Raw genomic sequence first — 12,929 nt, 5'->3', positions numbered from 1 at the left:
TCACCGCCAGTTCACCGGGCCGCCGCGGCGCGGGCCGGGCTTGACGCCGCCATTCGCCTTGAGGCCGCGCAGGATCTTCTCCGGCGTGATCGGCAACTCATCGACCCGGACGCCGACGGCGTTGTAGACGGCGTTGGCGATCGCCGGCAGCACCGGGTTGGCGCACATCTCGCCCGGCCCCTTGCCGCCGAACGGCCCGTCCGGCGCCGGCCGTTCCAGCACGGTGACGTGATAGGGCGCGATGTCACCCGGCCCCGGCATCAAATACTCGTTGAAGTCGCGCGGGCCGTGTTCCGGATTGGGGTAGTACGGCTCCGGCGTCTCGTAGAGCGCGTGGCTGATGCCCATCCAGGCGCCGCCGACCAGTTGCTGCTCGACCATGCGCGGGTTGATGACGCGGCCGAGCTCATAGGCGCTGGTCATGCGGAGCACTTCGACCTCGCCGGTCTCGTCGTCGACCATGACATCGGCGACGAGGCAGGCATGGGCGAAGGCGGTGTTCGGGTTCATCTCGCCGGTCTCGGCATCGACGGCCGAGAGCGGGATCAGGAAGATGCCACGCCCGGCGATGGTCTTGCCCTGCTTGAACTGCGCCGCCTGCGCCGTGGCCTTGACCGTGATGCTGCGCGAGGGGGCGCCGCGGACATGGATGTTGCCGCGCCCGTCTGTGACGAGGTCGGCGGCGTTGACCTCGAGTTCTTCCGCCGCGGCTTCGAGCAGGACGCCGCGCGCCTCGCGCGCCGCGACGATGATGGCGTTGCCCATGCGGTGCGTGCCGCGCGAGGCGAAGGAGCCCATATCGTGCGGGCCGGTGTCGCTGTCGGCGGTGTCGACATAGACGTCCTCGACGGGCACGCCGAGCGTCTCGGCCGCGATCTGGCGCGAGACCTGCTTCATGCCCTGGCCGAGATCGATCGCCGAGAGCGCGACGGTGAACTTGCCGTCCGGGTTGGAATGGATCAGCGCCTGGCTGGGATCGCCGCCCAGGTTCATGCCGATCGGATAATTCACCGAGGCCATGCCGCGGCCTTCGTGACGAGCCATGTCAGCGCCTCCTCGTGCCGAAGACCGACGAGAACCGTACCGCGCCGTGCTGGGGCTGCGCCGGCGCGACCGGCGGGGCAGGGGGCGGGCTTGCCGGTTGATAAGCCGGCGGCGGCGAATAAGACCCGGCTGGCTGATAGGGCGGCGGCGCAGGCTGGTAAGCCTGAGGCGGTGGGGCCACCGGCCGCTGCGGCTCGTAGCGCGGAACCTGCGTCGGCGTAGCGCGGCCGTCGCGAGCGCCTTCCATCACCGGCTGCTTGCTCGGCGCGATCCGGCTCGTGCCGGCCGGTAGCACCTGCGTCACCGGCCCATTGCGCGAGTCCGGGCGGCCAATCTGGCCGCGGGCATCGAGCTGCGTCGCCGGGATCTGCGAGCGCTCGCCGGCGCCGCCGCCGATCAACGAGGACGCCCGTTTCGCCTGCTCCGACAGCGGCCAGTTCGCTTTCTCAGCCGCGACCTGCACGCATTCGACCAGTGCCGTGTTCTTGGCGGCGCGCCGATGCGGTTTCATGTCCCCATCGCGATAGGCGTTGAGGATGCGCAGCTCCATCGGGTCCATGTTCGCGGCTTCGGCGAGGCGGTCCATCTGGACCTCGAGCGCGAAATCGACCGCGGTGACGCCGAAGCCGCGCATCGCGGTCGAGGGGCAGCGATTGGTGTAGGAGACATAGATGTTGGAAGCGACGTTGGGGATCCAGTAGGGCCCCGGCACATGCGCGGTGCACTTGATCGCCGCATAGCTCGACAGCCGCGTATAGGCGCCGGCGTCGAAATAGCTGCGGATATGGCGGGCGACGATCCGCCCGTCGCGCATCAGCCCGTCCTTGATGTAGATGCGCTCGGCCCCGCGCGGCGAGCCGTAGAGCATCTCCTCCTCGCGATCGAGCACGAAGCGCACCGGCCGACCGGTCAGCATGGCGCCGAGCACGGCGAGCGGCTCGGTCAGCGAGTCGACCTTGCCGCCGAAGCCGCCGCCGACCGTGCCGCCGATGAAATGCAGCTGGTTCGACTCGACGTCGACGATCTTGGCGGTGGTGCCGAGCGCAAAGAACAGGCCCTGCGCGCAGGAGTGCACGAGATAACGGCCGTTCTGCTCGGGCGCCGCGATCGAGCCGTTGGTCTCGGTCGGCGCATGCTCGATCGGCGACATCTGGTAGCGATGTTCCATCACGATGTCGGCGCCGGCGAAGCCGCGCTCGACATCGCCGAAGCGCAGCTTCTGATGGTCGAAGCGCTCGTGATATTCGAAGTAGTTGCCGGGATAGGTCTCGTTGACCACCGGTGCGCCGGGCTTCAGCGTCTCCTCGACGTCGAACACTGCCGGCAGCGGGTCGTAATCGATCCGGACCAGCTTGCAGGCAGCCTGCGCCTGCGCCTCGCTGTCGGCGAGGATGGCGACGACCGGCTCGCCCTTGTAGCTGACCTTGCCGACTGCCAGCGACGGCTCGTCGTCCTTGCCGAAATTGATCAGGCTGAGCAGCGTGTTCTTGTTCACGGGCACATCGGCGCCGCGCAGCACGCGCTTGACGCCGGGCGCGCGCTCGGCGGCCGAGATGTCGATCGCGCGAATGCGGGCATGGTGATGAGGGCTGCGCACCACCTTCAGATGCAGCATGCCGTCGAAGGCGTGGTCGTCGAAGAAGCGGGTGCGCGCCGTGACATGGCCGGGCATGTCCTGACGCTGCACGCCCTTGCCGATGACGTTGAGATTGTCGTCGCGCTCGTCGGCGAAGAGGTCCTTGCGCATCTCCATCGTTGCCATGGCGACCTCCCTCAAGCTCGGCGCGCGCCGGGCGCGTTCGCCGCGGCGAGGATGGCGGCGATGATCGGCTCGTAGCCGGTGCAGCGGCAGATATTGCCGCTGATCGCCTCGACGACCTCCTCGCGGCTCGGCTGCGGGTTCTTCGCCAGCAGCGCCCGCGCTGCGGTCAGCATGCCCGGCGTGCAGAAGCCACATTGGGCGGCGAAATGGTCCATGAAGGCGTCCTGCAGCGGGTGCAGGTTCGGGCCATCCGCCATGCCGGACGTCGTCTCGATCTGGCGGCCCTCGCAGGACACTGCAAGCGTCAGGCAGGCGAGCTGCGGCTCGCCGTCGACCAACACGGTGCAGACGCCGCAAGTGCCCTGGCCGCAGCCGTATTTCGGGCCGAAATCGCCGAGCCCGCGCCGCAGCGTGTCGAGCAGGTTGCTGGCCGGGTCGACGAAGGTGGCGCGGTCGCTGCCATTGAGCCGGAACTGGAGCGGGAGCTTGGCCATCGGCGCCTCCTCAGCGCGGCTCGCCGGCGAGCAGCCGGCCGAGATGGACGGGGAGGATCTCGCGCCGGTACCACTCACTGGCGATTGCATCGGTGGCCGGGCGGCAGCCTTCGAGCGCCGCCTGCTTCGCCAGCTGGATCGCCGCCTGGTCGAGCGGCTTGCCGTCGAGCGCGCGCTCGACGCCGCGGGCGCGGATCGGGGTGGGCGCCATCGCGCCATAGGCGACACGCGCCTGCGCGACGCGGCCGCCCGACAGCGGCAGATGCGCCGCGATCGAGAGCACCGAGATGCCCTTCGGCTTCACCCGGCTGATCTTGCGGAAATGGAACTCGGCCGAGTTCTGCGGCCGGGCGAACTGGACTGCCGTCACCAACCCCTGGCCGCCGCGCTCGCGGGCGCTGAGGAAATCCTCCAGCGGCACCGCCCGGCCCGAGCCATAGCCGGATTGCAGGATGACCTGCGCATCGAGCGCCAGCAGCGCGACGGTGAAGTCGCCATAGGGCGCAGCCGCGAAGAGATTGCCGCCGATCGTCGCCATCGTCCTGACCGCCGGCCCGCCAATGGCGCGCGCCGCGGCGTGCAGGCAGGCAAGGTCGCGATTGGCCAGCACCATCGCCATGGTCACGCCCGCGCCGAGCTCGACGCGGGCGCCGCCGGTGCTCATCTGCCGGAAGGCCGGATCGGTGACGCGCACCAGCGTGCCATCGGTCAAACGGCCCTCGTTGACGTCGCGCATCACCAGCGTGCCGCCGCCTATCAACAGCGCCTGGCGGTCGCCGGAGAGGATGCCGGCTGCTTCCGACAGGCTGGCACAGGTTCTGAGGTCGAGCATGTCAAGCCTCCTCGCCGACGATCGCCGGCAGGCGGCGCACCGCCTCGATGCCGTTGGTGTAGACCTCGTCGCCGACGAGCTGCGCGAGTTCTGCCTCGCGTCCGGGCGGCGTGGTGAAGCGGCTCTCCCAGTGCCAGAAGCTGCGATTGCCGTCGGTCACCGGCAGCAAACGGACATGGGCGACGTAGTTGAACAGCGGGATCGGCGTATCGAGCAGGCAGTAGCTGAAGGTCATCTCGAGGTCCGAGAGGGTCAGCAACTGCTCGCGCAATTCGCTGCCGTCGCGCAGCTGGAAGCGCCGGATGCAGCCGACCCGGTCGGACGGGTAGGCGCGCTCGATCTCGCTCCTCGCCACGATCGGGTGCCAGCGGTCATGTCCGTTGAAGTCGCGCAGGACCGACCAGAGCCGGTCCACCGGCGCATCGATGATCGTGCTGCGGACCACATGGGGCATGGCTATCCCCCGAAGGCGCGCTTGAGGGCGTCGAAGCCGCCCTGGAAGACATTGGTGCCGATGCCGGCGATGAGCTCGGCCTCCTTGTCGGGCGCGCAGTCGAAATCGGCCGACCACTCGATGAAGGTCCGCTCCTGGTCGGTGATCGGCGTCAGCCGGAGCGTCGCGACGTAGTTGGTCAGCGGCATCGGCGAGTCCAGGATCGAATAGGTGCAGAACATGTCGTAGTCGGAGAGCCCGAGCAGCTGCTCGCGCAAACGGTCGCCGCTACGCAGCGAGAAGGCGCGGATGCAGCCGACCTTGTCGGCCGGCTCGCCATTCTCGATCCGGCTCTCGGCGATGCGAGGGTGCCAGTTCGGCAGGCCGTTGAAGTCACGCACGCGGGCCCAGACCTTGGCGGCCGGGGCGGCGATGACGCTGGAAACGTAGACGCGGGCCATGCTCTCGTCCTCACGCCTTCTCGGCCGGGCCGGATTCGCCGCCGGTGCCGCCGGTCCCGCCCTTCGGCTTGGCCGGCTGCGCTTCCTTGGCGACGCGCTGCATGTCGGAGGCTTCGCGCATCAGCCCGCCCATCTTGGCGAGGTTGCCGCCCTCGATGCCGATCTCCTTCAGCACCTGGTCGATCATCGGCGCCTGGACGCGGTAGCGCAGGGCGGATTCGATGACCTCGTCGGTGGGCGAGCGTGCCGCGCCGCCAGCACCACTCGCTCCTGCCCCGCCAGCGAGCCCGTCGACATGGAGGATGCGGATGCCCTCGATTTTCTCCATCGGCTTGACGCTTTCGCGCACGATGCCCTCGATCTTGTCGAGCAGGCGGCGGCGGAACAGCCCGTAGCGGGCGCCGTCGCTGAGCACGTTCTCCGCCTCGTAGAGCAGCTTCTGCGCTTCGGCCTCGACGGCGCGGCGCACCTTCTCGGCCTCGGCGGCGATGCGGGCTTCCTCGGCGGCCTTCTCGGCGAGCAGGACCTCGACGGTCTTGCGCCTTCTCGCGCCCTCGCTCTCGCGGACGGTCTTGACCTTCTCCTCGGCCTCGACCGCCTTGGCGCGGGCGATCTCGGCATTGGCCTGTGCCGCCGATTCCTCCAGCGACTTGGCGTAGAGCGCGATCGCCTTGTCCATGGCGGCGGACTCGACCTCGCGCTCGCGCTCGATCTCGAGCTTGCGCAGTTCGCGCTGGCGGCCGACGCGGGCCTCGTCGAGGCCACGATCGGAGGAGATGCGGGCGCGCTCGATCTCCTCGTTCGAGACGATCTGCGCCTCCTGCAGCGCCTGGTTGCGGGCGATCTCCAATTGCTCCAGCGCGCGGCGGCGCTCGATCCTGACCGCTTCAAGCGCCTGCTCGCGGGCGATGTCGACGGTCTCGACCTGCTGGCGCGCGGTGATCTCGGCCTGACGCAGCGCCTTGTCGGCGTCGGTGCGCTCGACCTTCTTCGCGGCGAGCACGATGGCGCGCTCTTCCTCGGCGACCTCGACCGCCTTCTTCTGGGCGATCTGCAGCATCTCGCGGGTCTTGCTGGAGTCGATCCGCTCCTTCTCCAGCCCGAGCTCGGTGGCGATACGCTGGCGCTCGACCGCGTCGCGGCGCTTCAGTTCGGCGGCATCGAGATCGGCGTTGCGCTTGATCTCGAGCTCCTTGGTCGAAAGCTCGGCGGCGATGCGCTCGGCGGCGACGACCTTCTCCTGCGCGATGCGGGCGGCTTCGGTCGCTTCGCGTGCCGAGATCTCGGCGGTGTCGATCGCCTGGTTGCGGGCGATTTCGAGGTTGCGGACCTCCTCGTCGCGGCGGATGCGCTCGGCCGAGACGATCCGCTCCTGGCTGATCCGGGCCTTCTCCACCGTCTCCCGAGCGGCGATCTCGGCGGCGTCCACTGTCTCGGTGCGGCCGATCTCCAGGAGCCGCTTGCGCTGCTCCAGCGCGATCCGGTCGGCCGTGATCACGTCCTCCTGGGCGATGCGGGCCTTCTCGACCGCTTCGCGCGCCGCGATCTCGGCCTCGTCGAGCGCCTTGTTGCGGGCGATCTGGAGGGAGCGCACGCGCTCTTCCTGGACGATGCGCGCCGACTCGACGGCTTCGCGTGCCGCGATGTCTTCCTGGTCGAGCGTGCGGGTGCGCTCGATCTCGCGGTTGCGGACCTCCTGCTCGCGAGCGATGCGCTCGGCATTGACCGCGCTCTCCTGCAGGATGCGAGCCTTCTCGGTCGCCTCCCTGGCCTCGATCTCGGCGGCCTCCAGCACCCTGGTGCGCTCGATCTCCTTCTGCCGGATCTCGCGCTCGGAGGCGATGCGGGCGGCATTGATCGTCTGCTCGTTGGCGATGCGTGCCTTCTCGACCTGCTCGCGGGCGGCGATCTCGGCCTCCTCGACGGCGCGGGTGCGGGCGATCTCCTGCTGGCGGATGTCCCTCTCCGAGGCGATACGCGCCTCGCTGATCGCGCGCTCATTGGCGATGCGCGACTTCTCGATCTCCTCGCGCGAGGTGATCTGCGCCTGCTCGGCCTCGGTGTCGCGGACGGCGCGTTCGCGGGCGACCTCGGCGCGCTGCATGGCGCGCTTGATCTCGATCTCGCGCTGCTGCTCCAGCCGCGCCGCCTCGCTCTCGCGCTCGATGTCGAGCGCCTGACGCTCGGCTTCGAGATTGCGGGTGCGGATGCGGATCATCGAGTCCTGCTCGATGTCGTTGCGCAGCTTCCGCTTGTCCTCGATCTCCTCGATGATCCGCGTCAGGCCGGCGGCGTCGAAGCGGTTGGACGGGTTGAAATATTGCAGGTCGGTCTGGTCGAGATCGGTCAGCGCGACCGATTCCAGCACGAGCCCGTTCTGGTCGAGCGCCTCGGCGGCGGCATCCTTGACGCGCTGGACGTAGGAACCGCGCTGCTCGTGCATCTCTTCCATCGTCATCTCGGAGGCGACGGTACGCAGGGCCGAGATGAACTTGCCGGAGAGCAGCGCATTGAGCTGGTCCGGCTGCAGGGTGCGCCGGCCGAGCGTGGCGGCAGCAACCGAGACCGATTGCCGCTCCGGCTTCACCCGGACATAGAACTCGGCGTCGATGTCGACGCGCATCCGGTCGCGGGTGATCAGCGCGTCATTGTTCGCCCGCGTTACCGCGAGCTGCAGCACGTTCATGTTGACCGGCGTGACGTCGTGGATGATCGGCAGCACGAAGGCGCCGCCATTGATCACCACCTTTTCACCGAACAGGCCGGTGCGGACGAAGGAGACCTCCTTCGAGGAACGGCGATAGAGCCAGTTCACCAGATAGACGACGATGGCGATGACGATCACCGCCACGATCAGCCAGAGGATCAGCGATCCGATCAGCTGTCCCGTCATGTCAGCATCCTCCCGCCCGTGCCCGGGTCATTTCGTCTTGCCGGCCTTGCGCGCCGGCTTTCCCGTCGCCGCCGAGCGGCTGATCTGCTTGAAGGCGCGCGTCTGGTCGCGGATCGCGACCTCGACCGGCAGGCGCTCCATCGAGGACGCGCCGTAGAAGCCGTGGCAGTTGACCGTGTTCTTCATGATGAAGTCGGCATCGGCGGGCTCGGCGACCGGCCCGCCATGAACGAGGATGATCGCATCCTTCTTCACGGCGAGCGCAGCCTTGGCCCAGCTCTCGACCAATGCCGGGCAATCCTTCAGCTTGAGCGCCGTCTCGGCGCCGATCGAGCCGCCGGTGGTGAGGCCGAGATGGCAGACGATGATGTCGGCGCCGGCCTTCGCCATCGCGCGCGCATCGTCCTCGCAGAAGACGTAGGGCGTGGTCAGCAGCCCCTTGGCATTGGCCAACGCGATCATCTCGACCTCGAGGCCGTAGCCCATGCCGGTCTCTTCGAGATTGGCGCGGAAGGTGCCGTCGATCAGCCCGACGGTCGGGAAGTTCTGCACCCCGGAGAAGCCGATGCGCTGGACCTCATCCAGGAAGACGTCCATGCGCCGGAACGGGTCGGTGCCGCAGACGCCTGCGATCACCGGGATATTCTTCACCACCGGCAGCACCTCGGCTGCCATCTCCATGACGATCGCGTTGGCGTCGCCATAGGGCATCAAACCGGAGAGCGAGCCGCGGCCGGCCATGCGGTAGCGGCCGGAATTGTAGATCACGATCAGGTCGATCCCGCCGGCCTCTTCGCATTTGGCCGAGAGGCCGGTGCCGGCGCCGCCGCCGACGATCGGCTCGCCCTTGGCGATCATCGCCCGGAAGCGCTTCAGCAGGGCCTTCTTGTCGAAACGCGTCATGACCTGCCTCCGCTGGCCCGCTCGCGCCGCCGGCCGCCATGCAGCGTGCGGAACTGCTGCACCAGAGCGGCAGCGAAGGCGGGGTCGTTGATGTGGAGCGGCAGGCGGATGAGCTGCCGGTTCGGACCGGTGCGCACCGTCTGCTCCAGCGCCTGGAACAGGGCGCTATCGGCGGCCGGGTCATGGAAGGCCTGGCCGGGCGCATCCAGCGCGGAGACGCCGAGCTCGGGGATCAGGAAACGGACCGGCCCTTCCATCTGGTTCAGCCGCTCGCCGATCCAGCGGCCCATCCGGGCGTTCTCTTCCGCGGTGGTCCGCATCAGCGTGATCTGCGGGTTATGCGGATAGAGCAGCCGGCCGCGATAGCGCTCCGGCACCGTCTCGGGCGCGAAGAAGTTGACCATGTCGAGCGCGCCGACCGAGCCGACATAGGGAATGCGGGTGCGGATGATCGCGCCGAAGCGATCTTCTGTCGCCGGCAGGAAGCCGCCCATCAGCAGGTCGCAGATCTCGGTGGTGGAGACGTCGATCACTGCGCCGACGAGGCCGGACTCGACCAGCTTCTCCATCGAGCGCCCGCCGGTGCCGGTGGCGTGGAAGACGAGCGGCTCCCAGTCGTCTGCGAGCAGTCTGGAGACCTGCTGCACGCAAGGGGTGGTGACGCCGAACATGGTGAGCCCGACCAGCGGCTTCTCGGCCTCGCGGCGTCGGGGGGCATCAGGTTTCAGCTCGGCGAGACGGGCTTTGGCCATGGCGGCGATGGCATGCGCGCCATTGCCGAGCACGAGGCGCGAGACGCGGTTGACACCCTGCACGTCGGTGACGGCGTGCAGCATCGCGATGTCGGTGGCGCCGACATAGGCGCGGACATCGCCGGAGGCCATGGTCGAGATCATCAGCTTGGGCAGGCCGACCGGCAGCGCCTGCATCGCCGGGGTCACCATCGCGGTCGCGCCCGAGCCGCCGGCCGAGATGATGCCGAGCAGGCCCTGCTGGCGCGGCAGCCAGGCCTTGAAGGCCTCGGTCATCGCCGCGACCGCCGTGCCGCGATCGCCGGAGGAGATACCGGCCGAACCCTTGGGCGAGGCGAGGGCGATCTCCTGCGGGGTGACGTCGCCGCCCGCACTACGGCCTGAGGTCGAGAGGTCGACGAGACGGGTGCGCAGCCCTTCCGCCCGGATCAGGTCGCGGATGAAGCGCAGCTCCTCGCCCTTGGTGTCGAGCGTGCCGGCGATGACGACAAAGGGTTCGCTGCTCGCCGCAGCCGCGAGTGGCCGGATCGCCCCGACCGGCTGGCCGTCGCGCGTCGCCAATGTCGGGCGCGAGATGGTGCGGGCCTGCGCCTCGATCCGCGCCGCCGGCACGGGTTGCGACCAGCGGTTCGGGATGACCGGGTTGGAGATGTAGACGCGGGTCGGGCCAGCCGGTGCGGGAGCGGCAGGCCGGGCGGTTCCGGCTGCCGGCGCCGCGTCCGAAGCCGCGTCGGTCTCGTCATGACCATGGCGGCCGACGCCGAGCAGGCGCTGTTGCAGGTCGCGGTCGCCGGCCAAAGTCGCCGAGGCGATGATGCGGTTGATCCGGCCGTTGACCATGATCGCCACGGGATCGGACATCTGGGTGGCGACGCCGATGTTCTGTTCGATCACCAGGATCGCGACATCGCCCTGTTCGGCGAGGCGGACCAGCATCTCCTCGACATGGGCGACGATGACGGGCGCCAAGCCCTCGGTCGGCTCGTCCATGATGAGCAGGCGCGGATTGAGCAGGAGCGCGCGGCTGATCGCGAGCATCTGCTGCTCGCCGCCGGAAAGCTGGCCGCCGCCATTGTTGCGGCGCTCGGCCAGGCGCGGGAAGACCTCGTAGATGCGCTCCGGCGTCCAGGCGCCGCGCTTGCCGCGCTGCATCAGCCGCAAATGCTCGTCGACCGTCAGCGAGCGCCAGAGCCGGCGGCCCTGCGGGACATAGCCGATGCCGAGCCGTGCCACCTCGGCCGGCGAGCGGCCGGCGATCTCCTCGCCGAAGAAGCGGATCGAGCCGGAGGCGATCGGCACCAAACCCATGATCGCCTTGCACATGGTGGTCTTGCCCATGCCGTTGCGACCGACGACGGAGAGGACACCGTGTTGCAGCGTGAGGTCGACGCCCTGGACGGCGTGCGAGCGGCCATAGAAGACGTTGAGGCCGGCGATCTGCAGGACGGGTATGCCGGCCGGCGGCGGGGCTTTCAGGCGCTCAGCCATGACCGCCTCCGAGATAGAGTTCCTGAACCTCCGGGTCGGATTCGATCTCGTCCGGCCGCCCCTCTTTGAAGATGCGGCCATTGTGCATCATCGTCACGCTCTCGACGACGCGCAGCGCCACGTCCATGTCGTGCTCGATGATGATGTAGCCGATATGGGCCGGCAGCGAAGTCAGGATCTGGACGAGGTCGGCCCGCTCGGTCGGCGACAGGCCAGCCGCTGGCTCGTCGAACAGGATGAAACGCGGCGCGCCCGACAAGGCGAGCGCGATCTCGAGCTGGCGCTGCTGGCCATAGGCGAGCTCGCCGACCAGCCGGTCCCTGACGGCGCTGAGATGGACGGCGTCGACCAGGCTCTCGGCGGCATGCTGGAGCGTGTCGTCGCGCCGCGGCCGCCTGAGCGAGAAACGGTTCCGCGAGACGCCGCGGCAGGCGAGATAGACATTCTCGAGTACCGTCAGCCCGGCGAAGAGCGAGGAGATCTGATAGGTGCGCCGGAGCCCGCGGCGGATGCGCTCATGCGGCGGAAAGGCCGTCACATCCTCGCCGAAGAAGCGGATGACGCCGGAACTCGGCGAAAAATCGCCGGTGACGCAGTTGAACAATGTGGTCTTGCCGGCGCCGTTCGAGCCGAGCACCGCCCGCCGCTCGCCGGGGCGGACCGACAGGGTCACGTCGGACAGCGCCGCCAGCGCCCCGAACAGGCGCGAGACTCCGCGCAGTTCGAGCGCATTGGCCGAACCGGCGCTGCTCAGCCGTTCCAGGCTCGGCACGGCGCTCATGATGCGCCTCCGCCGGTCCGCATCTGCGCGTCCTGTGCCTCGCGGCCTTTGCGATAGCGCTCGCGCAGGCGCTGCCAGATGCCGACCAGCCCGTCCGGCGAGAACAGCACGATGACGAGGAAGCCGACGCCGATCAGCAATTGATAGCGCTTGCCTTCGAGCCCGACCCAGTCGAGCAGGTCGAGCGCGAAGGTGCGCAGCAGCACATAGACCAGCGCGCCGATAAAGGGGCCGATCGGGCGGCTGAGGCCACCGACCACGGCGATGATCAGCATGTCGACCACCGGCCCGACGCCGCCCGTCCCGGGCGAGACCTGGCGCTGGTACCAGACCAGCAGCACGCCGGCGAAGGCGGCGATCACCGCGGCGAAGGCGTAGGCTGCGATGCGATGGGCGACGACGTCGAAGCCGAGCGCCGCCATGCGCCGGGGATTGTCGCGTGTGCCTTGCAGGGCAAGGCCGAAAGGTGCGCGCGAGACATAGACGACCCCGGCATAGGCGAGGGCGGCGCAGCCGAGCGTCAGATAGTAGAACGGCATTGTGCTTCCCCAGTCGATGCCGAGGAAGACCGGCGGCATCACGCCGTTGAAGCCGCTGAAACCATTGAAGATCGTGTAGTTCTGCAGGGCGAGGTAATAGAAGGCCGAGCCGATCGCGAGGGTGATCATGATCGTGTAGATGCCCTCGGTCCTGACCGAGAGCGCGCCGCTCAGCGTGCCGAACAGGGTGGCGAGCAGGATCGCGACCGGCACCGCCGTCCACCACGGCCATTTCAGGCTGATCTGGGTGATGGCGCTGTCGCCGAAGATGGCGACGAGATAGGCGGCGAAGGCCGCGACGGTCATCTGCACCAGGCTGACGATGCCGCCATAGCCGGCGAGAAACATCAGGCTGAGCGCGATCATGCCGAGGATCATCGCGTAGGCGAGGATCTGGACGAGCCAGAACGGGCTCGCGATCAGCGGCATCACCAGGAGCAGCGCCGCGACGATCCAGAAGGCGGTGCCCTGCCGGGCGATCACCTCGGCGAGTCCTTCGCGAGGGCGCGGCGTCGCGATTGCGAGGCGGGGTTCGGCCAGCGCCATC

Annotated in this window: 11 protein-coding genes; all 11 read right to left on the bottom strand. The window is 68.8% G+C overall.

The features are described 5' to 3' along the window. Genes VGV58_RS18450 through VGV58_RS18400 form a run of 11 tightly spaced genes read right to left on the bottom strand, consistent with a single transcriptional unit; the run spans window position 1 to window position 12,928 of the window. The gene (locus tag VGV58_RS18450) at window positions 1-1,044 is read right to left on the bottom strand and encodes a xanthine dehydrogenase family protein molybdopterin-binding subunit (protein ID WP_326875485.1); all 1,044 of its coding nucleotides are present in this window, start codon (window positions 1,042-1,044) and stop codon (window positions 1-3) included. Between the two features lies 1 nt (window position 1,045). After that, window positions 1,046-2,806, bottom strand: coding sequence for a xanthine dehydrogenase family protein molybdopterin-binding subunit (locus tag VGV58_RS18445; protein WP_326875484.1), 1,761 nt, complete (start codon window positions 2,804-2,806; stop codon window positions 1,046-1,048). 11 nt (window positions 2,807-2,817) lie between these two features. After that, a complete protein-coding gene (locus VGV58_RS18440; protein ID WP_137879628.1) occupies window positions 2,818-3,300 on the bottom strand; it encodes a (2Fe-2S)-binding protein in 483 nt (160 codons plus the stop codon). A gap of 10 nt (window positions 3,301-3,310) precedes the next feature. Beyond that, window positions 3,311-4,132, bottom strand: coding sequence for an FAD binding domain-containing protein (locus tag VGV58_RS18435; RefSeq protein WP_326875483.1), 822 nt, complete (start codon window positions 4,130-4,132; stop codon window positions 3,311-3,313). A 1-nt stretch (window position 4,133) separates the two neighbouring features. Further along, the gene (locus tag VGV58_RS18430; protein ID WP_326875482.1) at window positions 4,134-4,586 is read right to left on the bottom strand and encodes an SRPBCC family protein; all 453 of its coding nucleotides are present in this window, start codon (window positions 4,584-4,586) and stop codon (window positions 4,134-4,136) included. A gap of 2 nt (window positions 4,587-4,588) precedes the next feature. Continuing rightward, window positions 4,589-5,026 carry an SRPBCC family protein gene (locus VGV58_RS18425; protein ID WP_326875481.1) on the bottom strand — a complete coding sequence of 146 codons (438 nt, stop codon included), beginning with the start codon at window positions 5,024-5,026 and terminating at the stop codon, window positions 4,589-4,591. 10 nt (window positions 5,027-5,036) lie between these two features. Further along, window positions 5,037-7,919 carry a flotillin family protein gene (locus tag VGV58_RS18420; RefSeq protein WP_326875480.1) on the bottom strand — a complete coding sequence of 961 codons (2,883 nt, stop codon included), beginning with the start codon at window positions 7,917-7,919 and terminating at the stop codon, window positions 5,037-5,039. A gap of 27 nt (window positions 7,920-7,946) precedes the next feature. Then, window positions 7,947-8,822, bottom strand: a complete 876-nt coding sequence (locus VGV58_RS18415) for a phosphoenolpyruvate hydrolase family protein (RefSeq protein ID WP_326875479.1) — start codon at window positions 8,820-8,822, stop codon at window positions 7,947-7,949. Continuing rightward, window positions 8,819-11,062: an ABC transporter permease gene (locus VGV58_RS18410; protein ID WP_326875478.1), complete on the bottom strand. Its 2,244-nt coding sequence runs from the start codon at window positions 11,060-11,062 to the stop codon at window positions 8,819-8,821. Before VGV58_RS18410 ends, VGV58_RS18415 begins: the two co-directional genes overlap by 4 nt. Next, window positions 11,055-11,843, bottom strand: coding sequence for an ABC transporter ATP-binding protein (locus VGV58_RS18405; protein WP_326875477.1), 789 nt, complete (start codon window positions 11,841-11,843; stop codon window positions 11,055-11,057). The genes VGV58_RS18410 and VGV58_RS18405 overlap by 8 nt, the downstream gene beginning before the upstream one ends. Then, window positions 11,840-12,928, bottom strand: a complete 1,089-nt coding sequence (locus tag VGV58_RS18400; protein WP_326875476.1) for a branched-chain amino acid ABC transporter permease — start codon at window positions 12,926-12,928, stop codon at window positions 11,840-11,842. The genes VGV58_RS18405 and VGV58_RS18400 overlap by 4 nt, the downstream gene beginning before the upstream one ends. Window position 12,929: the final 1 nt, after the last annotated feature.

It is taken from the genome of Allobosea sp. (genome assembly GCF_035944895.1).
Lineage (GTDB): Bacteria > Pseudomonadota > Alphaproteobacteria > Rhizobiales > Beijerinckiaceae > Allobosea.
The sequence above is the reverse complement of the archived record's forward strand: the minus strand, read 5'-3'. Positions and strand labels throughout refer to the sequence as shown.